19 protein-coding genes are annotated in these 24,476 nt (G+C 68.1%); 16 read left to right on the top strand and 3 right to left on the bottom strand.

The window, feature by feature from the left end:
* Positions 1 to 41 precede the first annotated feature (41 nt).
* From PUN51_RS07415 to PUN51_RS07385, 7 genes are all read left to right on the top strand, one after another.
* Positions 42 to 746, top strand: coding sequence for a hypothetical protein (locus PUN51_RS07415; protein ID WP_224025519.1), 705 nt, complete (start codon positions 42 to 44; stop codon positions 744 to 746).
* Positions 743 to 5,188 (top strand): FtsK/SpoIIIE domain-containing protein, encoded by a 4,446-nt coding sequence (locus PUN51_RS07410; RefSeq protein WP_275180372.1) that lies wholly within the window; start codon positions 743 to 745, stop codon positions 5,186 to 5,188. The genes PUN51_RS07415 and PUN51_RS07410 overlap by 4 nt, the downstream gene beginning before the upstream one ends.
* A gap of 121 nt (positions 5,189 to 5,309) precedes the next feature.
* Positions 5,310 to 5,933, top strand: coding sequence for a hypothetical protein (locus PUN51_RS07405; protein WP_275180371.1), 624 nt, complete (start codon positions 5,310 to 5,312; stop codon positions 5,931 to 5,933).
* A 132-nt stretch (positions 5,934 to 6,065) separates the two neighbouring features.
* Positions 6,066 to 8,342, top strand: a complete 2,277-nt coding sequence (gene ligA, locus PUN51_RS07400; RefSeq protein WP_275180513.1) for an NAD-dependent DNA ligase LigA — start codon at positions 6,066 to 6,068, stop codon at positions 8,340 to 8,342.
* Positions 8,339 to 9,148: an inositol monophosphatase family protein gene (locus PUN51_RS07395; protein ID WP_159632438.1), complete on the top strand. Its 810-nt coding sequence runs from the start codon at positions 8,339 to 8,341 to the stop codon at positions 9,146 to 9,148. Before ligA ends, PUN51_RS07395 begins: the two co-directional genes overlap by 4 nt.
* Positions 9,149 to 9,261: 113 nt before the next feature.
* On the top strand, positions 9,262 to 9,765 hold the full coding sequence (locus tag PUN51_RS07390) for a GNAT family N-acetyltransferase (protein WP_159632437.1): 504 nt from the start codon (positions 9,262 to 9,264) through the stop codon (positions 9,763 to 9,765).
* A gap of 47 nt (positions 9,766 to 9,812) precedes the next feature.
* Positions 9,813 to 10,193, top strand: coding sequence for a RidA family protein (locus PUN51_RS07385; protein WP_159632436.1), 381 nt, complete (start codon positions 9,813 to 9,815; stop codon positions 10,191 to 10,193).
* 10 nt (positions 10,194 to 10,203) lie between these two features.
* Here PUN51_RS07385 and PUN51_RS07380 read toward each other — a convergent pair whose 3' ends face one another.
* Positions 10,204 to 10,866 carry a response regulator gene (locus tag PUN51_RS07380; RefSeq protein ID WP_275180370.1) on the bottom strand — a complete coding sequence of 221 codons (663 nt, stop codon included), beginning with the start codon at positions 10,864 to 10,866 and terminating at the stop codon, positions 10,204 to 10,206.
* Positions 10,859 to 12,613 (bottom strand): sensor histidine kinase, encoded by a 1,755-nt coding sequence (locus tag PUN51_RS07375; protein ID WP_275180369.1) that lies wholly within the window; start codon positions 12,611 to 12,613, stop codon positions 10,859 to 10,861. Before PUN51_RS07375 ends, PUN51_RS07380 begins: the two co-directional genes overlap by 8 nt.
* A 190-nt stretch (positions 12,614 to 12,803) precedes the next feature.
* On the opposite strand from PUN51_RS07375, the gene PUN51_RS07370 reads away from it, so the two are divergent.
* The 5 genes from PUN51_RS07370 (at position 12,804) to PUN51_RS07350 (ending at position 18,694) form a co-directional block, all read left to right on the top strand.
* Positions 12,804 to 14,285, top strand: a complete 1,482-nt coding sequence (locus tag PUN51_RS07370; protein ID WP_275180368.1) for a CitMHS family transporter — start codon at positions 12,804 to 12,806, stop codon at positions 14,283 to 14,285.
* A gap of 145 nt (positions 14,286 to 14,430) precedes the next feature.
* Positions 14,431 to 14,727 (top strand): Asp-tRNA(Asn)/Glu-tRNA(Gln) amidotransferase subunit GatC, encoded by a 297-nt coding sequence (gene gatC, locus PUN51_RS07365; protein ID WP_141940678.1) that lies wholly within the window; start codon positions 14,431 to 14,433, stop codon positions 14,725 to 14,727.
* Between the two features lie 2 nt (positions 14,728 to 14,729).
* A complete protein-coding gene (gene gatA / locus PUN51_RS07360) occupies positions 14,730 to 16,295 on the top strand; it encodes an Asp-tRNA(Asn)/Glu-tRNA(Gln) amidotransferase subunit GatA (RefSeq protein WP_275180367.1) in 1,566 nt (521 codons plus the stop codon).
* Positions 16,295 to 17,803 (top strand): Asp-tRNA(Asn)/Glu-tRNA(Gln) amidotransferase subunit GatB, encoded by a 1,509-nt coding sequence (gene gatB, locus PUN51_RS07355; protein WP_275180366.1) that lies wholly within the window; start codon positions 16,295 to 16,297, stop codon positions 17,801 to 17,803. The genes gatA and gatB overlap by 1 nt, the downstream gene beginning before the upstream one ends.
* Before the next feature lie 195 nt (positions 17,804 to 17,998).
* Complete coding sequence (locus tag PUN51_RS07350; RefSeq protein ID WP_275180365.1) at positions 17,999 to 18,694, top strand: hypothetical protein; 696 nt, start codon at positions 17,999 to 18,001, stop codon at positions 18,692 to 18,694.
* Between the two features lie 20 nt (positions 18,695 to 18,714).
* Here the strand turns inward: PUN51_RS07350 and PUN51_RS07345 are convergent, their stop codons facing one another.
* Positions 18,715 to 19,626, bottom strand: coding sequence for a LysR family transcriptional regulator (locus PUN51_RS07345; protein ID WP_159632429.1), 912 nt, complete (start codon positions 19,624 to 19,626; stop codon positions 18,715 to 18,717).
* Positions 19,627 to 19,751: 125 nt separating this feature from the next.
* Between PUN51_RS07345 and tdh the strand changes: the two genes are divergently transcribed.
* From tdh to hutI, 4 genes are read left to right on the top strand one after another with little or no spacing between them, the layout of a single operon-like run.
* On the top strand, positions 19,752 to 20,798 hold the full coding sequence (gene tdh / locus PUN51_RS07340) for an L-threonine 3-dehydrogenase (protein ID WP_224025530.1): 1,047 nt from the start codon (positions 19,752 to 19,754) through the stop codon (positions 20,796 to 20,798).
* An 8-nt stretch (positions 20,799 to 20,806) separates the two neighbouring features.
* Positions 20,807 to 22,003 carry a glycine C-acetyltransferase gene (locus PUN51_RS07335; protein WP_224025531.1) on the top strand — a complete coding sequence of 399 codons (1,197 nt, stop codon included), beginning with the start codon at positions 20,807 to 20,809 and terminating at the stop codon, positions 22,001 to 22,003.
* 55 nt (positions 22,004 to 22,058) lie between these two features.
* The gene (locus tag PUN51_RS07330; protein WP_275180364.1) at positions 22,059 to 23,189 is read left to right on the top strand and encodes an NAD(P)/FAD-dependent oxidoreductase; all 1,131 of its coding nucleotides are present in this window, start codon (positions 22,059 to 22,061) and stop codon (positions 23,187 to 23,189) included.
* 11 nt (positions 23,190 to 23,200) lie between these two features.
* The gene (gene hutI / locus PUN51_RS07325; protein WP_275180363.1) at positions 23,201 to 24,412 is read left to right on the top strand and encodes an imidazolonepropionase; all 1,212 of its coding nucleotides are present in this window, start codon (positions 23,201 to 23,203) and stop codon (positions 24,410 to 24,412) included.
* Positions 24,413 to 24,476 lie beyond the last annotated feature (64 nt).

The following is a 24,476-nucleotide window of genomic DNA, read 5'->3' as shown; positions in this document are numbered from 1 at the left end:
CTGATGATGCAAACACATTGCCCACTGAGGAGGCACAGATCATGGGGGATCTAGCAATAGATTTCTGTGGCGAATGGTACGAGCCATCGGATGAGGACATCTTCAATATCGGCCGCGAAGGCGACCTTGAAGTGGACGACAACCCGTACCTGCACCGGCAGTTCCTGCAGGTGGCCCGCTACGACGGCATTTGGTGGCTGAGCAACGTGGGCAGCATGCTGTCCGCCACCGTGGCTGACGCGTCCGGCGGCATGCAGGCCTGGCTGTCGCCCGGCGCCCGGATTCCGCTGGTGTTCAGCCACACCAACGTCATCTTCACGGCCGGCCCCACCACCTACGAGTTCGCCGTGCACCTGAAGACGCCATCCTTCCGGCAGGAAGCCCGGGAAGGCGCCAGCAGCGGCGACACCACCATCGGCCCCGTGGTCTTCACCGACGCCCAGAAGGCGCTGATCGTGGCCCTCGCCGAGCCCGTGCTCCGGCGCGAAGGCACCGGGTTCAGCACCATCCCGTCCTCGGCGGCCGCCGCCAAGACCCTGGGCTGGGCGCTGACCCGTTTCAACCGCAAACTGGACAACGTCTGCGACAAGCTGGACCGCGTGGGCGTGGTGGGGCTGCGCGGAGGCGGCGGGAAACTGGCCACCAACCGTCGCGCCCGCCTGGTGGAGCACGCCGTCACCACCCACCTGGTGACACCCGATGACCTGTACCTGCTCGAAAAGATGAGGGGCGTGGACGAAGGATGAGGATCCGGCTGACACTCCGCCGCGAACCCGCCGACGCCAAGGACCTGGCCGTCACGGTGGACGGCCTGGCCACCGTGGCCGATATTGCCACCGTGCTCTGGGCGGCCGACCCTGACCGGAAGGGCACCCCTGCCCCGGACAACCTGTCCCTGCGCATCGACGAAGCCTTCGTGGGTGCCGGCATCAGCGGCAACGTCCTGGCCCGCGAAGACAACCTGCTCGAATCGGGCCTGCGCCCGGGCTCCGTGGTGTCGCTGGCCCAGGTCAGCGGGCAGTTCCACGAACCCGGAGCCAGCCGTGGGCCTGCTGCGGCCACGTTGCGCGTGTTGTCCGGGCCCGATGTCGGCCGCGAATTTTCGCTGCCCATTGGCACCAGCTACATCGGCCGGGACCGGGACGTGGACATCCGCCTGACGGATCCGCTCACGTCCAAACGGCATGCCCGGATCACGGTGGGAGAAAGCATCGAGATCGTGGACACCAATTCCGCCAACGGCCTCCTGATGGACGGGCTGCCGGTCACGCGCGCCATCCTGAACTCGTCCGACACGGTGACCCTGGGGGACACCACCGTCACTGTGGTGCCCTTGGGGCACAACCACGCGGCAGCGCCGACGTCGCCCCTTGTGGACTTCAACCGCTCCCCGCGCGTGGTGCCCCGCTTCGACGTGCCCAAGCGCGTCCTTCCTGCCGGGCCCAAGCGGCCCGAGGACCAGCCGTTCCCGTACATCATGCTGGTGGCACCCCTGATGATGGGCGCGGTCATCTTCGCGGTCACGCAGAACGTGCTGTCCATGGTGTTCATGCTGATGATGCCCCTGTTCATCGTGGGCCACTACGTGGACACCAGGATGCGGACGCGGAAGCAGCAGAAGGAACAGCTCAAGCAGTTCCGGGCGTCCATGGCCGCCTTCCGGCAGGACCTGACCGAACTGCAGCAGGTGGAACGGGCGGTCCGGCTCCAGGAAGCGCCGTCGGTCAGCGACACCGTGGATGCCATCTACAAGCTCGGGCCACTGCTGTGGACGCACAGGCCCGAGCACTCCTCGTTCCTGGGCCTGCGCTTCGGGCTGGGGACCGGGCCGTCACGCATCCCGCTGGAGGAACCCTCCAACAATGACACCGAGGTCCAGTACGCCCGCGAGATCCAGGACTGCATCAAGCAGTTCAGCGAGATCGAAGGCGTCCCCGTGGTCTCCCAGCTGCGCACCTCCGGGGCCCTTGGCATCGCCGGCGCCCGCGGCCTGGTGGACGATGTTGCCCGTGGCATGGTGCTGCAGCTCGTGGGCCTGCATTCCCCGGCCGAGGTGGTCCTGACGGCCATCACGTCCGCGCAGTCCCGCGAACGCTGGAACTGGCTGCAGTGGCTGCCGCACGTGGGCTCGGGGCACAGCCCGCTGGGCGGGGACCACCTGGCAGCCGGGTCCGCCGGCGGCTCCTCCCTGCTGGCCCGGCTTGAGGACCTGGTGGACGCCCGCGAAGCGGCGGCCAAACGGACCGCCCCGGAACTGCGCCCCGGCATCGACCCCGTCAAGCATGAACTCGAAGAGCCCGTCCTTCCCTCGGTGCTGGTCATCGTGGAGGACGACGCTCCGGTGGACCGCGGCAGGCTCACCCGGCTGGCGGAACGCGGGCCCGACTCCGGCGTCCACGTCCTGTGGGTGGCCACCGACATCCAGGCCCTCCCGGCCGCCTGCCGCGACTTCATGGTGGTGGACGGCGACCACGGCACCACCACCGGCCAGGTGCGCCTGGGCCGCCACACCTATCCCGTCAGCTGCGAGAGCGTGGACGCGGAACTCGCCGCCCAGCTCGCCCGGATGCTGGCCCCCGTGGTGGACGTGGGCAAGCCCGTCAACGACGACTCCGACCTGCCGCGCGCCGTGTCCTACGCGACCCTGATCGGCAAGGACTTCCTGGACAACCCGCAGTCCGTGGCCGAGCGCTGGACGGAAAACAACTCCGTGCACGCCACCGCGGTGGCGAACCGCAAGGACAACGGCACGCTCCGGGCCCTGGTGGGGTCCAAGGGCATCGAGCCGCTGTACCTGGACCTGAAGAACGAGGGCCCGCACGCGCTGGTGGGCGGCACCACCGGCGCGGGCAAGTCCGAGTTCCTGCAGTCATGGGTCATGGGCATGGCCGCGGCGTACAGCCCGGACCGGGTCAGCTTCCTGTTCGTGGATTACAAGGGCGGCGCCGCGTTCGCGGACTGCATCAACCTGCCGCACACCGTCGGGCTTGTCACCGACCTGTCCCCGCACCTGGTGCGCCGCGCCCTGACGTCCCTGCGCGCGGAGCTGCATTACCGGGAGCAGCTGCTGAACCGGAAGAAGGCCAAGGACCTGCTGGCCCTGCAGCGCGAGGCAGACCCGGAAGCCCCGCCGTACCTGATCATCATCGTGGACGAGTTCGCCGCCCTGGCCAACGATGTTCCCGAGTTCGTGGACGGGGTGGTGGATGTGGCCGCCCGTGGCCGCTCCCTGGGCCTGCACCTGATCCTGGCCACCCAGCGGCCCGCCGGCGTCATCAAGGACAACCTCCGCGCCAACACCAACCTCCGGGTTGCGTTGCGCATGGCCGATGAGGACGATGCCACGGACATCCTGGGCGTCCCGGACGCCGCCTACTTCGACCCCGCCATTCCGGGCCGCGGTGCCGCCAAGACGGGGCCCGGCCGCATCCAGGGGTTCCAGACCGGCTACGCCGGCGGCTGGACCACCGACAAGCCGCAGCGGCCCCAGATCGACATCGTGGAAATGGCTTTCGGTTCCGGTCCCAGCTGGGAAGCGCCCGCCCCTGACAAGCCCGTTGCCCAGGAACCGGCCGGCCCCAACGACATTGCCCGGATGACTTCCACCATCGTGCACGCCGCGGACACCCTGGCCATCCAGCCGCCGCGCAGGCCATGGCTGGATGAACTGGCCAAGACCTACGATTTCTCGAAGCTGCCCAACCCCCGCACCGACGAACAGCTGCTCCTGGGCGTTGCCGACGATCCCGTGCACCAGGACCAGCCCACCGTGTTCTACGAACCGGACCGGGACGGCAACATGGCCATTTACGGAACGGGCGGTTCCGGCAAGTCCGCAGCCTTGCGCGGCATTGCCATTGCCGCCGCGGTCACCCCGCGCGGCGGCCCTGTCCACGTGTACGGCATCGATTGCGGTTCTTCGGGGCTGCGGATGCTGGAGGAGCTTCCGCACGTGGGCGAGATCATCAACGGCGACGACGTGGAACGCGTTGGGCGCCTGCTGCGCCTCCTGCGGGACATCGCCGAGCTGCGGTCCGCACAGTTCGCAGAGGTGCGGGCGTCCACCATCGTGGAGTACCGGAAGCTGGCCAACCGGCCGGACGAGAAGCGGATCTTCGTGCTGGTGGACGGCATGTCCGCGTTCCGGGAAGCATATGAGCACAGCAAGCTTTCCGGGCTCTGGGACATCTTCCTGCAACTGGCCACCGATGGCCGCACCCTGGGCATCCACCTGGTGGTGACGGGGGACCGGCCCAACGCCGTCCCCGCGTCGCTGCTCGCCTCCATCCAGCGCCGGCTGGTGCTGCGGCTCTCCAACGAAGACGACTACATCTCGATGGACGTCCCCAGGGATGTGCTCACCGCCACGTCGCCCCCGGGCCGCGGGCTGCTGGACGGACTTGAGGTGCAGCTCGCCGTCCTGGGCGGCAACTCCAACCTGGCCCTGCAGGCCCGGGAAGTCCATAAGCTCAGCGAAGCCATGCTGCGCCAGGGCCTGGACACCGCGCCGGGCATCGAACGGCTGCCCGAGCAGGTGGACCTGGATGTCCTGCCCGCCGGCAGCCCGGACCTGCCGGTGATCGGCGTGGACGACGAGTCCCTGCAGCCCGCGGAGGTCATGGCGCGGGGCCCGCTGCTGCTGGCAGGCCCGCCGGGTGCCGGACGGACCGTGGCCCTGGTGACCCTGGCCTACGCACTGCGCCGGTCCAACCCCGCCACGGAGCTGATCTACCTCGGGTCGCGCCGGTCCGCCGTCGCCTCCCTTCCCATCTGGAACCGCTCGGTGGTGGGACCGGACGACCTCGCCGAGGTGGTGGAGGACCTGGTGGAGCACTCCACCGGGAATCCGGGAGTGGTGGCCTTCTTCATCGAGGGCCTGACGGAATTCACCGACACCATCGCCGAATCCGGCATGGCGCAGCTGGTGACCGCGTCGCTGAAGGCGGACCAATGGGTGGTGGGCGAGTCCGAATCCTCCACCTGGTCCAGTGCCTGGCAGCTTGCCCAGCCGTTCAAATCCGGGCGGCGGGGCCTGCTCCTCAACCCGGGGGACATCGAAGGCGACAGCCTGCTCAATACCTCGCTGGGCCGGGTGAGTCCGGACTTCATCCCGGGCCGCGGGTACGTGGTGGGACGCGGCAAAGCGCGGAAAATCCAGGTGGCGCTTCCACCGGAAAACCGGGACTGAGCAGGCCCGAAAAAGGCGGGGCCGCTGCTGCGGCGGATTTGCGGCCCCGCCCGGCGCTGTAGAAGACTACCGGGGACACCAGAAAGCCGTGGTGGGGGGCTGCGCGCATCGAAAGGTAGCAATGACCCCGTCCGCCCCGGTCCGCCACGCTGTTACGACGACGGCTTCCGCAGCTGTCCTGGCCCTGGCCTTTGGCTTCTTCCCAACAGGCCCGGCACTTGCTGCCACTGCCGACCCCACGCCCGCTCCGGCGTCGGACACCCAGGCGCCAGCCGACTGCGGATTGCTGTGCATTCCCATCCTTGCCAGCAGCCCCGACGCCGGCCCAACCGGGCGCCCACGCAAATCAAAGGATCCCGTGCCGCCGCCGGCCCAGCCGGCACCCCCGGCGGTGCCGGCCGCCCCGACTGTCCAGCCCCAGCCGGCGCAGGGTGACATCCCGCCCCCGGACCCGGCCCGGCTTCCGGCAACGGTGGCACCGGTCCCCGACGATTCCGCCCCCGAAACCCCCTCAGCGGCTGCCGGCTACCGCCCGCCCACCGGCCCCTCCAGTGGACAGGACTGGAACAGTCCCGTGACCCGGACCACTGCGCCCACCAAGTTGGCCGCCGTTGCTCCCGCCGGGGGCGGGGGCCCGGACGGGCCGGCACTGGGGCCGATCGCGATCGGAACACTGCTGGTGGGTGCGTCCGCCGGAGCTTTCGCCTGGTGGAACCGGAACCGCAACCGGCTCCGGTCGCACTGAGCCTGGGTGCCTGCCACGCCGCCGTGCCCGGTGGCTGTCGGAGGTGTAAGGCAAGATAGGTCTGTGAGCACAGGACCAGGACCCGCAGAACAGACCGCCGCCCGGACCACGGCACCGCACGAGCCCGAAGCGATTCCCACCGAGGCCATCCGCGAGGAATATGACAACCTCGCGGACCTGGTCCGGAAGTACCGGTTTGCGTACTACCAGGAGGACGCGCCGCTGGTATCGGACGCCGAGTTCGATTCCCTCTTCCGCCGCCTCGAGGAGATCGAGGCGCTGCACCCGGAACTGGTGGCCAACGATTCACCCACCCAGGAAGTGGGCGGCGAGGTGTCCGCCGCGTTTGCTCCGGTGCAACACCTGCAGCGGATGTACAGCCTCGAGGATGTCTTCTCCCTGGAGGAGCTTGAGGCATGGCTGAACCGGGCCGAGGCCGGCATCGAAAAAATCGGGGACGGCGGAGCAAAGGCGGCGTGGCTGACCGAACTGAAAATCGATGGCCTGGCGGTCAACCTCCTGTACCGCGACGGCAAACTGGTGCGGGCTGCCACCCGCGGCGACGGCACCACAGGTGAGGACATTACCCACAACCTGCTCACCATCAAGGAAATCCCGCAGGAACTGCGTGGCAGCGGTTTCCCCGCCGAAATGGAAGTGCGCGGCGAGGTCTTCATCCCGTCCAAGGCCTTCGCCGAGTTCAATGAGGCCCTGATCGAAGCCGGGAAGGCGCCGCTGGCCAATCCCCGAAACGCCGCCGCCGGCTCGCTGCGGCAAAAGGATCCGGCGGAGACGGCCAAGCGGCCACTGAAAATGTTTGTCCACGGCATCGGCGCCCGGGAGGGCCTTGCCGCCGGCAGCCAGTCGGAGACCTACGGCCTGCTGAAGGAGTGGGGCCTGCCGGTGAGCCCGTACTTCGAGGTGCTGGAAGCCCGGGACGACGTCCTCGGATTCATCAAGCGGTACGGGGACCAGCGCCACAAGCTGCTTCACGAAATCGACGGCATCGTCATCAAAGTCGATGATTTCGCCACCCAGCGCGCCCTGGGCAACACCACCCGTGTTCCCCGCTGGGCCGTGGCGTACAAGTACCCACCGGAGGAAGTCCACACCAAGCTGCTGGATATCCAGGTCAACGTGGGCCGCACCGGCCGCGTCACGCCCTACGGTGTGATGGAGCCGGTCAAGGTTGCCGGATCCACCGTGGAAATGGCCACCCTGCACAACCAGGACGTGGTCAAGGCCAAGGGCGTCAAGATCGGCGACATCGTCATCCTGCGGAAGGCGGGGGACGTCATCCCCGAAATCGTGGGCCCGGTCCTGAACTTCCGGGACCAGCAGGACCCGCCGGTACGCGACTTCGTGATGCCCACCGAGTGCCCATCCTGCGGTACCCCGTTGGCACCTGCGAAGGAGGGGGACGTGGATGTCCGCTGCCCCAACGCGAGGTCCTGCCCGTCCCAGCTCCGGGAGCGCGTGTTCCACGTAGCCGGCCGGGGTGCCTTCGATATCGAGGCCCTGGGCTGGGAGGCGGCCATCGCACTGACCCAGCCTGCCGAACCGGACACCCCTCCGCTGACCTCCGAAGCCCGCTTGTTCGACCTCACCCCCGAGGACCTGGCCGGTGTCCGGATCCGGCGTGAAAAGAAGAGTAAAGGCGTTCCCACCGGCGAATACGAGCTGGTGCCGTACTTCTTCAGCAAGGGCACGGCCAAGTCGCCGTCCAAGCCCACCGCCACCACCCAGAAGCTGTTCAAGGAACTTGAAAAGGCCAAGACCCAGCCGCTGTGGCGCGTCCTGGTGGCCCTGTCCATCCGCCACGTCGGTCCCCGCGCATCCCGGGCCCTGGCGCAGGCGTTCGGCAGCATGGACCGCATCCGCGCCGCGTCCGAGGAAGAACTTGCGCATGTGGACGGCGTTGGCCCCACAATTGCCGCCGCACTGAAGGAATGGTTCGCCGAGGACTGGCACGTCGAGATCATCGACCGCTGGGGCGCCGCCGGGGTCCGCATGGAGGACGAACGCGACGAGTCCATGCCGCGCACCCTTGAGGGACTGACCGTGGTGGTCACGGGCTCCCTGCCCAACTTCAGCCGCGACGAAGCCAAGGAAGCCATCCTGCTCCGCGGCGGCAAGGCGGCCGGCTCCGTTTCCAAGAACACCAGTTACGTGGTGGCCGGCGAAAGTGCCGGCAGCAAGCTGGACAAGGCAGAGCAGCTGGGCGTCCGCGTCCTGGACGAGGACGGGTTCCGGCAACTGCTCGACGGCGGCCCGGCGGCCGTGGGGGATGCCGCGGCAAGAGATGCCGTGGAACCGGGCGGGGATGACGGGGGCAACGAAGAGGCGACCGTACCTGCCTCTGCAGGGGAGGACACAGTACAGGACAGCACCGTGGAGGAGAACGCATGACGTCCGCAACGGAATTGCTGGAGGTAGCCAAACAGGCCGCCGCGGCAGGCGCAAAAGTCCTGTCCGGCCGTGACGGCAACGCCCTGGACGCGAGCAACAAGGGAGCCGCCGGGGACTGGGTCACGGCCTTCGACCTGGCCGCGGAAAACGCCGTACGCCGCGTCATCACCGCTGCCCGCCCGGGCGACAGCATCACCGGCGAGGAACAGGGAACCACCCGGGCCGCCGACCCCACCGGTTACCGCTGGTCCATCGACCCCCTGGACGGCACCACCAACTTCATCCGCAACATCGTCTACTACGCCACCTCCGTGGCGGTTGCCGATGCCGACGGCGTCTGGCTGGCCGGCGTCGTCAACGCCCCTGCCCTGGGGCGGGTGTACTACGCTGCCCGCGGCCAGGGTGCGTGGCTGGACGAACGCGGCATTGTCACCAGGCTGGACGGACCGGTTCCGGGCCGCGCCGGGCAGATCCTGGCCACCGGGTTCAGCTACGAGCCCGATGTCCGCGCCCAGCAGGCGGCCGCCTTCGGTACTTTGATGGATGGCTTTGCCGATGTCCGCCGGCTTGGTTCCGCCGCCCTGGACCTGTGCATGGTGGCGGACGGAACCCACGATGCCTACGGCGAGCGGGGTCTGAATGAGCATGACTTTTCAGCCGGCGCCCTGATCGCGGAGGAGGCCGGCTGCTGGGTGCGCAGGCCGCGCCTGACGAGCCCCCTCGACGGCGGCCCCACCGATGGCGAACGCCTGGACGCCTGGACCTGTGCCGCCAGCCTGGAGCTGTCCGGCAAGTTTCCGCTCTGAGTCGGCATGGGAACCGGCCTCATCGAAAGAGCGGGGCCGCCCGTTCTGATAGTTCTGTCACGGAAAGTGCCTTCCTGCCGTACGGCGCCCCGGCCCGCCACTAGCATTGACGGGTGCAGCCGCAGATAACTATCCGTCCCGCCGTCGAGGCCGACTTCGCCGCCATTGCCCGCATCACCGGAGCTTCGTATCTTTCGGCAGGCTACTTCGACGACGCCGCGCACCCCTACATGGTGAAGATCATGGATGTGGCAGAGCGCGCGGAGCAGGCCACCATCTGGGTGGCGGAGCGGGACGGAGCTGTCATCGGTTCCGTCACGCTGGCACTGGCGGGGGAGCCGTACGCGGACATCGCCCTGCAGGATGAGCTGGAATTCCGGATGCTGGTGGTGGACCCTGCCGTGCAGCGCAGCGGCGCCGGCAAAGCCATGGTGGACGCCATCATCGGCCATGCCAGGACCCTTCCCGGCATCCGTGCGGTGGCCCTCACCACCGGTCAAACCTGGGAAAGCGCGCACGGGCTGTACCGCAAGACCGGCTTCCAGCGGGTGCCTGAGCGGGACTGGCTGGTCCCCGGAACCGACATAAAACTGCTGGTTTACCGGCGCGACCTGTAGCAGCCCTACAGTGGTGGCGACCCATTCCAGCTTTGAAAGGCCCACCCATGCGCAAAACCTTCGGCAGCGGATCCGTCTGGGAACAGACCCTCGGCTATTCCCGCGCCGTCCAGGTGGACAACACCCTCTACATCTCTGCCACCGCAGCCAGCGGTGACGACGGAATCGTGGGGGATGACTTCTACACCCAGACCCAGTACATCCTGCAGAAACTCGGCAAGGTCCTGGCTGAGGCCGGCTTCGGCTACGGGGACGTGGTGCAGTCCAAGCTGTACCTGACGGACATCAGCAAGTGGGAAGAGGCCGGCCGGGCCCACGGCGAGGTGTTCGGCGAGATCCGTCCCACCCTCTCCCTGGTCCACGTGCTCCCGTTCCTGGACCCGAAGATGCTCGTCGAGATCGAACTGGTCGCGCAGAAGAGCGAGTAAGTTTCCGGCCCTACCGTGCCGGCAGGCCGTAGCGGTGCTCGGGCCTGCCGGTGGTGCCGTAGCGGAGCTGGATGTCCACTGCGCCGTCGTCCGCCAGCGAGGACAGGTACCGCTGGGCGGTGGCGCGGGAAACGCCCACCCGGGCGGCCACCTCGGCGGCAGAGTACTGCTCGCCGGGGGCCAGCGATTCCAGTACCGCGGCCTCCGTCGCGGAGCGTGGTTTCGACGACGGCGTGACGTCCCCCGGAATCAGCGCGCGTTTGGCGCGCTCCACGGCGTCCTGGTCCAGTGCCCCGGGCTGGCCCAGGAGGCGCCGGTACCGGGCATAGGAACGCAGCTGCTGGGACAGTGACTCCGCCGTGAAGGGCTTGAGCAGGTATCCCAGTGCGCCGCGGCGGAACGCGACCCGGACCGACGCGGGATCAGACGCGGCGCTGAGGATGATCGTGTCCACATCCAGCTGCTGCAGCAGGTCCAGGCCGGAGGCGTCCGGAAGGTACACGTCCAGCAGCACCAGGTCCGGCCGCAGGCTGTGGATCGCCTGCAGGGCCAGCGACGCCGTTCCGACGGGCGCCAGCGCCAGGAACCCCGCCACCGAATCCACGTAGGCGGCATGCAGCTTGGCCACGTGGAAGTCGTCGTCCACGATCAGGACCCGAAATTCGTCAGCCATTCTTTTCCTTTCCGGCTTCCCCCGTGGTCTTTGCGACAGGGCTCCCTGCCGTCGTGTGCGGAAGGGTGGCCATGAACACGGCGCCCGGGCCGCCCCTGGCCCCGCGGTCCAGCACCTTCACATCGCCGCCCCGGCGCCGTGCCAGCTGGCGGGCCAGCGCCAGCCCGAAGCCCTGGCCGCCGCCGGCGCGGACCGGGCCGGAAGCGGTGGTGAAACCTTCGGCAAACACGGCCTCCGTGTCTGTGCCTTCTGCCAGCCCGTCACCGGAGTCCGCCACCACGACGTGAAGCGTGCCGCCGTCGTCGCCCGGCTCATCCAGCACCTCCAGCTCAACCCAGCGGTCCGCGGACGAGCCCGCCACGGCGGCGTTGACGGCGTTGTCGAGCAGGTTTCCCAGCACCGTGGTCACGTCCTGGGCCTCCGTTACCTGCCCTCGGACCAGGGTCTCCGGCCCGATGCGCAGTGCGACGCCCCGTTCGTCGGCTTCCACGCCCTTGGCGCCCACGAAGGCCTGCAGGTACGGGTCCTGCAGCAGCTCGGCCTGGTCCACCGGGAACTTCAGCGGGCCGGTAGCGGCGAGGCCGGCAAGGTAGTCGCGCGCCTCCTGGTGCTGGCCGATGCCCAGAAAGCCGGCAAGGGTGTGCAGCTGGTTGGCGAACTCGTGCCGCTGGGCGCGCAGCGCGGTGGACATGGTGCCCACGGCGTCGAGCTGCCGCGTAAGCTCCTGCAGTTCCGTCCGGTCACGCAGCATGACCACCCAGCCCAGGTCCTCCCGGCGGTGCAGGGCTTTGCGCGCATTTACCACCAGCACCCGGCCGCCCGCCACCAGCTCGAGGGCATCCTGGTTTGATCCGCCGGTGGCAACCGCCGGGCCCGCAACCCCGGTCCCGGGGCGCGTGAGGGACTTCAGCTGTTCCGGGACGGGCGCGTCCTCCCAGCGGGATCCCGACAGGTCCGGCAGTCCCAGCAGCCGCTGCGCGGCGGCATTGAAGACGCTGACCCGGCCGTCGGCACTGACGCCGATCACGCCGTCGTCCACGCCCTGCAGCACCGCCACCTGGTCATGGACCAGCGTGCTGATCTCTTCCGGTTCCAGGCCCAGGGTGAGGCGCTGCAGGCGCCGGCGCAGCAGGAAGGAGCCCAGGACGCCGGCCAGGAGGGCGCCCGCGGCGGTCAGTGCCACGGGCCCGATGTCCCGGGCCACGCTCTGGGCCACGGTTTCCATGGAGTAACCCACACTCACCTCGCCCACCACCGCGCCGGTGCCGGGTGCGTAGACCGGAACTTTCGCGCCGGCGGACGGGCCGAGTGTTCCGGTGTTCCGGGTGGTGACCTCCTGCCCGGACAACGCCTCGGAGGGGTCCGTGCTGACCTTCTCACCGAGCCGTTGCGGATCCGGGTGGGCCAGCCGGATGCCCGTTTCGTCCGTGATGACCACGAACAAGGCGCCGGTCCTGGTCCGCGCCGCCTCGGCGGATGCCTGCAGTGGCCCGGCCAGGAGCTCTGCTGCCGGGGGAGTGCCGGGCTGTCCGCTGATGGCCAGCACATCGGCACGGACCTCCGGGTCGGAGGCAACGGTCCGGGCCAGCGTCAGGGCCTGGTTCTCCGCATCGCTGCCCACCCGGTCATACGTCAGCCACGCGTGCACGGAGGTGCTCAGCAGCACCACCAGCAGCACCACGGCCAGCTGCAGCAACAGCGTCTGGGTGGAAAACCGCAGCGGCTGCCGGGGCGCGGAACGCTGCATTCATCCTCCTTGACGGGTGGCGGCGGGCCATGGTTTCGGCGCCTAAGCGCTGTGAGCACAATGAGCAAAATGCTCCCAATAAGCAGTATGCCAATCAATTGAGCCAAAGGCACTGCCGTGACGGCCGCCACCCTACAGTCTGTAGCACGCGTCACACCGCTGTGCCGCTGTTCACAAGAAGGAGCCGGCTGTGCTGGTAATACTTGGATTCGCCATGATCGCGGTATTCATGGTGCTGATCATGACGAAGAAGTTGACGCCAGTGCTGGCGTTGATCATTGTCCCTACTGTTTTCGGCCTGTTCGCCGGTGCCGGCCTGGGCATCGGCGACATGGTGATGGACTCCATGAAGTCCATGACCTCCACCGCGGCCCTGCTGATGTTCGCCATCATCTACTTCGGCCTGATGATCGACGTCGGGCTCTTTGACCCGCTGGTGAAGTTCATCCTCCGCAAGCTGGGCAACGACCCCGCCAAGGTGGTCCTGGGCACCGCCATCCTGGCCGCCGCCGTGTCCCTGGACGGCGACGGGTCCACCACCTTCATCCTCACCACCGCCGCGATGCTGCCGGTCTACCTGCGCCTCAAGATGAGCCCCGTGGTCCTCACCTGCGTGGCCGGCCTGGCCAACGGCACCATGAACATCCTGCCCTGGGGCGGCCCCACGGCCCGCGCCGCCACCGCCCTGAAGATCGACGTCAACGACGTCTTCGTCCCCATGATCCCGTCCCTCGTGGCCGGCCTGGTGGTCGTCTTCGCCTTCTCCTGGCTGCTCGGCCTGCAGGAACGCAACCGCCTCCGCGCCACGGCCCCCGAGATCTGGGGCGTGCCGGACACTGCGGAAGAGTTCGACGGCGGCACCTCCACAGGTGCCTCAGGCACCGGCGCTTCCGGAACCGGCGCTTTTGGAAGTGGCCGCCGAAAGGGCGGCAACCCCGGCGGAGCAGCCCCCGCCGGTGGTTCGGTGGCGGTCCTGGACCGCACCGAAACCCTGGTGGACGAGCACGACTCCGCCATGGCGGACACCGCGCTCGACCCCAACCGCAGCACCCTGCGCCCCAAGCTGTTCTGGTTCAACCTGGCCCTGACCGTCGCCGTCATGGTGGTGCTCGTCGCCAACGTCATCCCGCTGCCGTTCGTGTTCATGGTGGGCGCAGCAATCGCCCTGCTGGTCAACTTCCCCAAGGTCAAGGACCAGGGCGCCCAGCTGATTGCGCACGCACCGTCCATCGTCGCCGTGGTCAGCATGGTCATGGCCGCCGCCGTCCTCACCGGCGTCCTCAAGGGCACCGGCATGGTGGAAGCAATGTCCGCGTGGCTGGTCCAGATCATCCCCACCTCCATGGGCCCGTTCATGGCGGTCATCACCGGTGTGCTCAGCATTCCCATGACGTTCTTCATGAGCAACGACGCGTTCTACTTCGGCGTCCTGCCCGTCCTCAGCGAAACCGCTGCCCACTACGGTGTCGGCGCCGCTGACATGGCCCGTGCCTCCATCACCGGCCAGCCGTTCCACCTGCAGAGCCCGCTGGTTCCGGCCATCCTGCTGCTGGTCTCGCTGGCCAAGGTGGACCTGGGCGACCACCACAAAAAGGTCCTGTGGCGCACCGCCGTCATCTCCCTGGTAATGCTCGGAGTCGGCATGCTTACCGGAGCCATTGGAATCGGCTAGTCTATAGCTGCCCGTGCTCCTGTCCCCGAGGCAGGCCGGGTATCGAAGGTGCCCGTCTGACGCCCGCTGGGGGATGTCAGACGGGCATCTGCGTTTCCGCACTAGACTGGATCGGAAAACAATTCGAACTTTGCAGGGGAGATCCATGGCTGCGATCAACCGTGACGACGTCGCGCATCTCGCGCGGCTCGCTCACATCGAGATGAGTGCAGAAGAGCTGGACAGGATGGCCGGCGAGCTCGCCGTCATCGTGGATTCGGTCAAGTCCGTCAGCGAGGCCGCGGGGGACGACGTCCCGGCCACCTCGCACCCCATCCCGCTGACCAACGTGTTCCGTGAGGACGTTGTGGGACACACCTTCACCGCGGAACAGGCTCTCTCCGGCGCCCCGGACTCCGACGAAAACCGTTTCAAGGTTCCGGCCATCCTGGATGAGGCATAGACATGACTGAAAAGAACACCAGCGCCGGCACCCTGATCCGGCTGTCCGCCGCACAGCTTGCCGAGAAGCTGCGCGCCGGCGAAGTCACCGCCGTCGAAGCCACCCAGGCCCACCTGGACCGCATTGCCGCCGTCGACGGGAAAGTCAACGCCTTCCTGCACGTCAACGCGGAAGAAGCGCTCGCCGTCGCCGCCGAGGTGGACGCCATCCGCGCCGCCGGCGGAGCGGAAGCAGAAGCACTGCACTACCTGGCCGGCGTCCCCATCGCCGTCAAGGACCTGATCGTCACCATCGGCCAGCCCACCACCGCCGGCTCGAAGATCCTCGAAGGCTGGCACAGCCCGTACGACGCCACCGTCGTCGAACGCCTTCGCGCCGCAAAGATGCCCATCCTGGGCAAGACCAACCTGGACGAGTTCGCCATGGGCTCCTCCACGGAGCACTCCGCCTACGGCCCCACCCGCAACCCCTGGGACCTGGACCGGATCCCCGGCGGCTCGGGTGGCGGCTCCGCTGCCGCCGTCGCCGCCTTCGAGGCGCCCCTGGCCCTGGGTACGGACACCGGCGGCTCCATCCGCCAGCCCGGCGCCGTCACCGGAACCGTGGGCGTGAAGCCCACCTACGGCAGCGTCTCCCGCTACGGCGCCATCGCCATGGCATCCTCCCTGGACCAGATCGGCCCCGTCACCCGCACCGTACTGGACTCCGCCCTCCTGCACCAGGTCATCGGCGGCCATGATCCCCGCGACTCCACCTCGCTGCCCGAACCCCTGGCGGACCTCGTTGCCGCCGCGAAGACCGGCAACGTCGAGGGCCTGCGGATCGGCATCATCAAGGAACTGCACGGCGAGGGCTACCAGGCCGGCGTTGAAAACCGTTTCAACGACGCCCTGGAGCTGCTCAAGGAAGCCGGCGCGGAGATCGTGGAGGTCTCCTGCCCCAACTTCCAGTACGCCCTGGGCGCCTACTACCTGATCATGCCGTCCGAGGCCTCTTCCAACCTGGCCAAGTTCGACGGCGTCCGGTACGGCCTGCGCGTCCTCCCCGAAGAGGGCCCCATGACCATCGAACGCGTGATGGGTGCCACCCGCGCCGCCGGCTTCGGCGACGAAGTCAAGCGCCGCATCATCCTGGGCACCTACGCCCTGTCCGCCGGGTACTACGACGCCTACTACGGCTCCGCGCAGAAGGTCCGCACGCTGGTCCAGCGGGACTTCGAGGCCGCCTTTGCGCAGGCTGACGTCCTGATCTCGCCCACCGCCCCCACCACGGCGTTCCCGCTCGGCGAAAAACTGGACGATCCGCTGGCCATGTACCTCAACGACGTCGCCACCATCCCGGCCAACCTTGCCGGCGTCCCCGGCCTGTCGCTGCCTGGCGGCCTGGCGGACGAGGACGGGCTGCCTGTCGGTATCCAGTTGCTGGCCCCGGCCCGCGAGGACGCCCGCCTGTACCGGGTGGGTGCGGTCCTCGAATCGCTGCTCGAAGCCAAGTGGGGCGGCCCGCTGCTGGCCCAGGCTCCCGACCTTGCCGTTGCCGGAACCCTCGAAACCCAGGAGGCAAAATAATGAGCACTGATGACATCCTGAGCTTCGAAGAGGCCATGGAGAAGTACGATCCCGTCCTGGGGTTCGAGGTCCACGTGGAGCTGAACACCAAGACCAAGATGTTCTCCTCCGCCCCCAACGTCTTCGGCGACGAGCCCAACACCAACGTCAACGAGGTGGACCTGGGTATGCCCGGCGTCCTGCCCGTGGTGAACAAGACGGCCATCGAGTCTTCCATCAAGATCGGCCTGGCGCTGAACTGCAAGATCGCCGAATCCTGCCGCTTCGCCCGGAAGCAGTACTTCTACCCGGACACCCCCAAGAACTTCCAGACGTCCCAGTACGACGAGCCCATCGCCTACGACGGCTACCTGGACATCGAGCTCGAGGACGGCACCGTGTTCCGCGTGGAGATCGAGCGCGCGCACATGGAGGAGGACGCCGGGAAGCTGACCCACATGGGCGGCGCCACCGGCCGGATCCAGGGCGCCGACTTCTCGCTGGTGGACTACAACCGTGCCGGTGTTCCGCTGGTGGAAATCGTCACCAAGCCCATCGAGGGCGCCGGATCCCGTGCACCGGAACTGGCCAAGGCCTACGTGGCGGCCGTCCGGGAGATCGTGAAGAACCTGGGCGTGTCCGACGCGAAGATGGAACGGGGCAACGTCCGCTGCGACGCGAACGTTTCGCTCCGCCCGCACGGCCGTGAGCGGTTCGGCATCCGTTCCGAGACGAAGAACGTGAACTCGCTCCGCGCCGTGGAGCACGCCGTCCGCTACGAGATCCAGCGCCACGCCGCTGTCCTGGACTCGGGTGAACCGGTGATCCAGGAAACCCGCCACTGGCACGAGGACACCCGCACCACCACCTCCGGCCGCGCCAAGTCCGACGCGGACGACTACCGCTACTTCCCGGAACCGGACCTGGTTCCCGTGGTGGCCTCCCGGGAATGGGTGGAGGAACTGCGCGCCACCCTGCCCGAGCCGCCGGCCGAGCGCCGTAAGCGACTGAAGGCCGACTGGGGCTACTCCGACCTCGAATTCCGCGACGTGGTCAACGCCGGCGTCCTGGACGAGATAGAGGAAACCATCGCCGCCGGCGCCACCGCATCCGTGGCCCGCAAGTGGTGGATGGGTGAGATCGTGGGCCGCGCCAAGGCTGCCGACGTCGATCCCGGCCAGCTGGGCGTCGAGGCTGCCACGGTGGTGGAGCTGAGCCGCATGGTTGAGGCGGGCAAGATCAACAACAAGATGGCCTCCCAGGTGCTGGACGCCGTACTCGCCGGTGAGGGCACCCCGGAGGAGATCGTGGAGAAGCGCGGCCTCGCCGTCGTATCCGACGATGGGCCCCTCCTGGAAGCCATCGACGCCGCACTCGCCGCGCAGCCCGGCGTCGCGGACAAGATCCGTGGCGGCAAGGTCCAGGCCATCGGCGCGATCGTGGGCGGGGTCATGAAGGCTACCCGTGGACAGGCCGACGCCGGCCGCGTGAAGGAACTGATCCTGGAGAAGCTGGGCGTCACCGTCTAGTACACCCCTGCAGGACCCAACTGGGTAGCGCCAGGTGTCGTTTTGAACCCTCATAACGACACCTGGTGCTACCCAGTTCCGCGTTAAGTACTCAGGCGGCGCTCAGTGAAACTACCCGTGGTTGGGCGCCTGCGGCGGACTTACACTGGAGCCCACAGGGCGCCGGTGCCCTGGCTGCGTGCGGGAGGAACAACCATGGTGGTCCGGGAACCTATGAGGATGCGCAAGGCGGTGCTGGCCGGTGCCGTGGCCGTGGCACTTACCGGGACAGGGGCCGCCCTCGCCTGGCCGGCAACCGGGACGCCCGCACCCACGCCGTCGCCCTCACCATCATCACAATCAGCGCCCGGCAACTCAGGCAGCGCCCCGGGGCCACATAAGCCCGGCAAGGCCGAGCGCGGGCAACTCCTGCACGGCGAAGGCGTCGCCAGGAAGCCCGACGGAACCTACCAGACGGTCCTGGAACAGAACGGGACCGTGGAGTCGGTCAGCGATACCGGCATCACCGTCAAGAGCGGGGACGGCTTCTCCCAGACCTACACCGTCAATGGCGACACGAAGGTGACCACGATTCCTCCGGCCGCCAATCCAGGTGCAACGCCCAGCCCGGAAGCAACGCCCAGCCCCGGTGGAAAGTCCGACGACGGCAAGCGGCTTAAGCCGACGGACGGGACCATCGCGGACATCGCCGCCGGGGACACCGTGCGCATCGCCGGCGTCAAGGACGGGGACAAAGCCACGGCCACGCGGATCGTGAAGGGCGCCGGTGACGGGCCCGGACTGGGGCTGGGGCGTGGGTTGGGACGCGGGCCGGGCCATGTGCCGGGTAACGGCCAAGGACTTGGACACAAGATGGGCAAGGGCAACCACCAGGACGGCCAGGACTCGTAGCCTCCAGTACGCCGGCCGGCTCAGCCCTGTTTCACCAGCCCCGCCATGATGTCCTCCAGCGCCTCGCAGACCATCACCACGGAGCGGCGCTTGAGGTTCTCCGGCCGGGCCAGCAGGTCGATCCTGCGGCGGGTGCTGATCCCCTCCAGGGGTCGCAGCACGATGTCCGGGTTCAGGACCGGGCCCGCCGTGTATCTGGGGAGCAGCCCCACCACACCGCCGGCGGCCACGAGTGCCGCCACGGTGGAATAGTCGTTGATGCGGTGCACGATATTAGGCTCGCGGCTGGAGACGGCGGCGACGGCGGACAGGACATCGGCGGGGGAGTAGCCGGGGTGGCTGGTCACCCAGGCCTCTGTGCCGACGTCGTCCGCCGTGACCGTCTCCTGTTGGGCCAGGGGATGGCCGGCGGGGAGCGCCACGTCCAGCGGCTCATGCGCCAGCGGGATCACCGCGACCCGCTCCGCCGGCCAGCGGGGACTGTGGTCCATGCGGTGCGCCAGCACCAGGTCGTACCGGGCGGTGAGGGCCGGGAAGTCCTGTTGCGCGACGTCCTCGTCGGACAGCTCGATCCGCGGGTGCTCCGGCCGGTCCAGCATGCGGGCCAGGGGCGCGAACAGGGCCTGCCCGGCGCTGTGGAACCCGCTGACGGTCACCCTCCCGGCGGGCGAGCCGTGGTAAGTGCCCAGCGCGCCCCGGGCGTCGGCCATGGCACTGACGACGGCGGCGCCCGCGTCAGCGAGAACCTGGCCGGCTTCCGTGAGCACCAGGTTCCGGCCTTCCTTGCGCGTCAGCGGCACCTCCACGGTGCGCTGCAGGTGCGCCAGTTGCTGCGATACTGCCGACGGGGTGACCATGAGCGTATCGGCCACGGCCTTCACACTGCCCAGGGCGCCCAGTTCCCGCAGGATTTCAAGCTGATGAACCTCCATACGTCCACTCTAATCATTAGGACTGCTACATCGTCGATTGAGAAAATCCCTGTTGTGCTAAAGCATTGGCAGGGCTTCAATGGGGACGTACCCCGCAGATTGAATGCCAAGCAGTAAGGATGCCAATGAAGGCCCTGTATAAAGCCGGCCCCCACGCCGGATTCGAGCTCGTCGAACGGCCCGAACCCGCAGCAGGCCCGGCTGACGTGAAGATCCGGGTCATGACCACCGGAATCTGCGGCACGGATCTGCACATCCAGTCCTGGGACGCCTGGGCGCAGGGGATCATCGAAGCCCCCCTGATTGCCGGCCACGAGTTCTACGGCGAAGTGGTTGAAGTGGGCGAGGACGTCCGGGAGGTCAAGGTCGGGGACAGGGTCTCCGGCGAAGGCCACGTGGTCTGCGGCATCTGCCGGAACTGCCGTGCCGGACGCCGCCAGATGTGCATCCACACGGTCAGCGTGGGAGTCCAGCGCGATGGCGCCTTTGCCGAATACGTCGTGATCCCCGAAACCAATGTCTGGGTCCACCATGATCCCTCCGTCACGCCCGAACTCGGTGCCATCTTCGACCCCTTCGGAAATGCCGTCCACACAGCACTCAGCTTCCCGCTGGTGGGCGAGGACGTGCTCATCACCGGCGCAGGCCCCATCGGCCTCATGGCCATCGCCGTGGCCCGCCACGCCGGAGCGCGGAAGATCGTCATCACGGACGTGTCCCGGCCGCGGCTGGACCTGGCACGGCAGCTCGGAGCCGATCTCGCCATCGACGTCTCCACCACCCGGGTGCGCGACGCCCAACGCGAGCTGGGCATGCGCGAAGGCTTCGACGTCGGAATGGAAATGTCCGGCCACCCCTCGGCCCTGCCTGAGATGATCGACAACATGAACCACGGCGCCCGGATCGCCATGCTGGGCCTGCCCAGCCAGGAGATCACCATCGACTGGGGCAAAGTGGTCACCCACATGCTCACGCTCAAGGGCATCTACGGCCGCGAAATGTACGAAACCTGGTACGCCATGAGCGCCATGCTGTCCTCCAATCCGGTGCTGCACGCCGGGATCTCCGCCGTGGTGACGGACACGCTGCCCGCCACGGAATGGGAAAAAGGCTTCGAGATCGCCCGCAGCGGCGTGGGCGGCAAAGTTGTCCTCGACTGGACCCGACTGTAAGGAACCCCATGTACACCTCCATCAAGGACCAGCTGCGCGAAGAACTGGACGGGATCCGCACCGCGGGACTGTACAAGACCGAACGCAGCATCAGCTCGCCCCAGTCCAGCCACATCACCGCCGGGCAGATTGGCGGCCCGGGAGCTGACGTGCTCAATTTCTGCGCCAACAACTACCTGGGCCTGGCTGACCACCCGGACATCATCAGCACCGCCAAGGCCGCCATGGATGAACGCGGCTTCGGCATGGCCAGCGTCCGGTTCATCTGCGGCACCCAGGACCTCCATCTGGAACTGGAAGCCAAGGTCTCCGCGTTCCTGGGCACCGAGGACACCATCCTGTTCTCCAGCTGCTTCGACGCCAACGGCGGCGTGTTCGAGTCCCTGCTGGGCCCGGACGACGCAGTGATCTCCGACGCGCTCAACCACGCCTCCATCATCGACGGCATCCGCCTCTGCAAGGCCCGCCGCTACCGCTACGCCAACCAGGACATGGCCGAACTCGAGGCGCGCCTGCAGGAGGCACAGGACGCCCGCCGGACACTGATCGTCACCGACGGCGTGTTCTCCATGGACGGCTACCTGGCCCCGCTTGAGGCCATCTGCGACCTCGCCGAAAAGTATGGCGCCATGGTCATGGTGGACGATTCCCACGCGGTGGGCTTCATGGGCGCCACCGGTGCGGGCACTCCCGAGCACGCCGGCGTCTCCGACCGGGTGGACATCTACACCGGCACCTTCGGCAAGGCCCTGGGCGGAGCGTCCGGCGGGTACGTCTCCGGACGCGGGGAGATCGTGGCCATGCTGCGCCAGAAGGCGCGGCCCTACCTGTTCTCCAATTCCCTGGCTCCCGCCATTGTTGCCGCGACCCTCAAGGCGCTTGACCTGGTGCAGAACTCGGCCGACCTTCGCCGCCGCCTGTTCGAAAACGCCGGGCTGTTCCGCCGCCGGATGACCGAAGAGGGCTTCGACCTGCTTCCCGGCGAGCACGCCATTGTCCCGGTCATGTTTGGCGACGCCGTCATGGCGGCCAAGGTGGCGGACCGGATGCTGCAGCACGGCGTCTTCGTCACTGCCTTCAGTTTCCCGGTGGTTCCGCGCGGTGCCGCCAGGATCCGGGTGCAGCTCTCCGCTGCGCACTCAGCGGACGACGTCGAAGCGTGCGTAGGTGCCTTCGTCGCCAGCCGGGCCGAGGCAGCAGCCTGACGGGACTCCCCGACGGCGGGGTTTCAGTTCGCAGGAACTCTGTCAGGATGGACGAATGGCAGCACACTACGATGTCCTGATTGTGGGCGGCGGCATCGCCGGCCTGTCCCTGGCGTCCGCCCTCGCCGGCCGCTGCAGCGTTGCGCTGGTGGAGGCGGAGCAGGAACTGGCGTACCACACGTCCTCCCGCTCCGCCCGCCAGCTGATCCCAAGCTACGGGCCTCCCGTGGTGCAGGAGCTTACCGTCCGGACCCTTGAGTTGCTCGCAGCCCGCGACGCAGAATCGCCCGAACCCGTGCTGACGCAGCGCAGTTTCATGCTGGTGGGCTCTGCGGAGGATGTCGCCGCGGAGGCCAGCGGGCACATGCAGTCCATTGCCGTGGACCGTGCCCTTGAGCTGTGCCCTGCGCTGGTCCCGGGAACCTTTGAAGCCGCCGGACTGGATACCGGCTCCTTTGGCTGCAATGCGCCCCTGCTGCTGGAGGACCACCGCAAGCGGGCGCTCGCCGCCGGAGCCGACATCATCACCGGTGCCCGCGTGCATTCGGCACAACGGCTGGGTTCCGGGTGGCAGGTGGGTGCCGGTGCAGAGGGTTTTGAGGCCTCCGTGCTGGTCAATGCGGCAGGCGCCTGGGCGGACGAACTGGCGGTGCTTAGCGGCGTCGAGAAGCTGGGACTCCAGCCGTACCGGCGCACTGCGGCGATTGCCGCCGTCGACCATCCCTTGCCCGCCGCCACCCCCATGGTGGCAGCGGCGGACAACACGTTCTATTTCCGGCCGGACGGGCAGGACGTGCTGATTTCTCCCTCGGAGACTGTGCCCAGCGGGCCCGAAGATGCGCGCCCGCGTCCCGGCGATGTGGAACGCCTGGTGGAAAAGCTCAATGCATTCACCAGCCTGGGGATCAGCGGCATCCGACGGGCATGGACGGGCCTGCGCACGGAAGCCGCGGACGGGGTGCCGGTGGCCGGGTTCGACGCCGAAGCTGCCGGGTTCTACTGGCTGGGAGGGCAGGGCGGCTATGGCTTCCAGACCTCTGCCGCGATGGCCGAGTTGGCAGCGGGGCAGATTCTTGCCGCGCTGCACTCTTCCGGCGGTGCCGCCCCCGCCGATGGGGCTGCCGACGGTCCGGAATCCCGGACAGCACAGGCCCTGGCAGCCACACGCTGGTCCATCCGACGCTGAAGAATGATTCCATGAGCACCTTGATCACCAACATCGCCGAGCTGATGACACAGGACCTGGAACACCGGGTCTTGAAGGACGCGGCGGTGGTGGTCGAGGGCGAACGGATCTCCTGGATTGGGGCAGCGGCCGATGCTCCCGCCGCGGATGACGCGGTCGATGCCGGCGGCCGGGCCATGCTGCCGGGGTGGGTGGACTCGCACAGCCACCTGCTGTTCGCCGGGGACCGCACCGCAGAATTCGAGGCACGGATGGCGGGGGAGGCCTACGCCGCCGGCGGCATCGCCGTCACCATGAACGCCACGCGTGCCACGTCCGATTTCGACCTCACCCGCCTGGCCATGGGGCGGGTGGCCGAGGCCGTATCCCAGGGCACCACTTACCTGGAAACCAAGACCGGCTATGGACTGGACGCTGAGCATGAGGCCCGGAGCGCGCGCATTGCCTCCACCATCGCGGACCAGGTGACCTACCTCGGCGCGCACCTGGTGCCTGCCGGGCAGGATCCGGAGGCCTATACGGACCTGGTCTGCGGGCCGATGCTCGCCGCGGTTCGCCCGTACGTCCAGTGGGCTGACGTCTTCTGCGAGGAGGGCGCGTTCAACGCGGAGCAGTCACGCCGCGTGCTGGTGGCCTGCCGTGACGCCGGGCTGGGGCTGCGAGTACACGGCAACCAGCTCGGTGAAGGCCCCGGTGTGCAGCTCGCCGTGGAGCTGGGCGCGGTCAGCGTGGACCACGTCAACTACCTTGCAGCGCAGGATGTGAAAGCGCTGGCTGCGTCCTGGTCGGGCTGGGACCCTGCCGTGGGGACGGGGGAGCGGGGCACTGTAGCCACCTGCCTTCCTGCCTGCGACCTGTCCACCCGCCAGCCGTTGGCCCCCGCCCGCGAACTCCTCGACGCCGGTGTGCAGGTGGCCTTGGCATCCAATTGCAACCCGGGCACGTCGTACACCAGTTCCATGGCTTTCTGCGTGACGACGGCCGTGCTCCAGATGCGCCTCAGCGTGCACGAGGCTGTCCGTGCCGCCACCTACGGCGGGGCGCTGGCGTTGCACAAGGAAGCCGGGCGGGATGCCGACGGCGAACGCGCCGTGGGGTCCATCGCCGTCGGACACCGCGCCGACCTGCACCTGCTGAACGCGCCGTCTGCTACGCACCTCGCTTACCGGCCGGGGATGCCGCTGACGTACGCTGTGTGGCGGGCCGGAACCCGGCAACGGTAATCAAAGGCACCATTTTGATTGTTCCTGATTTTTTCCCTAGGGTTATAATCAGGAAACGTCATCA

This window comes from Arthrobacter sp. NQ4, from assembly GCF_029077345.1.
Taxonomy (GTDB): Bacteria; Actinomycetota; Actinomycetes; order Actinomycetales; family Micrococcaceae; genus Arthrobacter.
This window is presented reverse-complemented; position numbering and strand designations above follow the sequence as displayed.

What these genes read in the sequence shown, in the direction of transcription:
- PUN51_RS07415 (WP_224025519.1), top strand. Translation starts at nt 42, where the DNA reads ATGGGGGATCTAGCAATAGATTTCTGTGGCGAATGGTACGAGCCATCG.
- PUN51_RS07410 (WP_275180372.1), top strand. Translation starts at nt 743, where the DNA reads ATGAGGATCCGGCTGACACTCCGCCGCGAACCCGCCGACGCCAAGGAC.
- PUN51_RS07405 (WP_275180371.1), top strand. Translation starts at nt 5,310, where the DNA reads ATGACCCCGTCCGCCCCGGTCCGCCACGCTGTTACGACGACGGCTTCC.
- PUN51_RS07395 (WP_159632438.1), top strand. Translation starts at nt 8,339, where the DNA reads ATGACGTCCGCAACGGAATTGCTGGAGGTAGCCAAACAGGCCGCCGCG.
- PUN51_RS07385 (WP_159632436.1), top strand. Translation starts at nt 9,813, where the DNA reads ATGCGCAAAACCTTCGGCAGCGGATCCGTCTGGGAACAGACCCTCGGC.
- PUN51_RS07380 (WP_275180370.1), bottom strand. Translation starts at nt 10,866, where the DNA reads ATGGCTGACGAATTTCGGGTCCTGATCGTGGACGACGACTTCCACGTG.
- PUN51_RS07375 (WP_275180369.1), bottom strand. Translation starts at nt 12,613, where the DNA reads ATGCAGCGTTCCGCGCCCCGGCAGCCGCTGCGGTTTTCCACCCAGACG.
- gatC (WP_141940678.1), top strand. Translation starts at nt 14,431, where the DNA reads ATGGCTGCGATCAACCGTGACGACGTCGCGCATCTCGCGCGGCTCGCT.
- gatA (WP_275180367.1), top strand. Translation starts at nt 14,730, where the DNA reads ATGACTGAAAAGAACACCAGCGCCGGCACCCTGATCCGGCTGTCCGCC.
- gatB (WP_275180366.1), top strand. Translation starts at nt 16,295, where the DNA reads ATGAGCACTGATGACATCCTGAGCTTCGAAGAGGCCATGGAGAAGTAC.
- PUN51_RS07350 (WP_275180365.1), top strand. Translation starts at nt 17,999, where the DNA reads ATGGTGGTCCGGGAACCTATGAGGATGCGCAAGGCGGTGCTGGCCGGT.
- PUN51_RS07345 (WP_159632429.1), bottom strand. Translation starts at nt 19,626, where the DNA reads ATGGAGGTTCATCAGCTTGAAATCCTGCGGGAACTGGGCGCCCTGGGC.
- tdh (WP_224025530.1), top strand. Translation starts at nt 19,752, where the DNA reads ATGAAGGCCCTGTATAAAGCCGGCCCCCACGCCGGATTCGAGCTCGTC.
- PUN51_RS07335 (WP_224025531.1), top strand. Translation starts at nt 20,807, where the DNA reads ATGTACACCTCCATCAAGGACCAGCTGCGCGAAGAACTGGACGGGATC.
- PUN51_RS07330 (WP_275180364.1), top strand. Translation starts at nt 22,059, where the DNA reads ATGGCAGCACACTACGATGTCCTGATTGTGGGCGGCGGCATCGCCGGC.
- hutI (WP_275180363.1), top strand. Translation starts at nt 23,201, where the DNA reads ATGAGCACCTTGATCACCAACATCGCCGAGCTGATGACACAGGACCTG.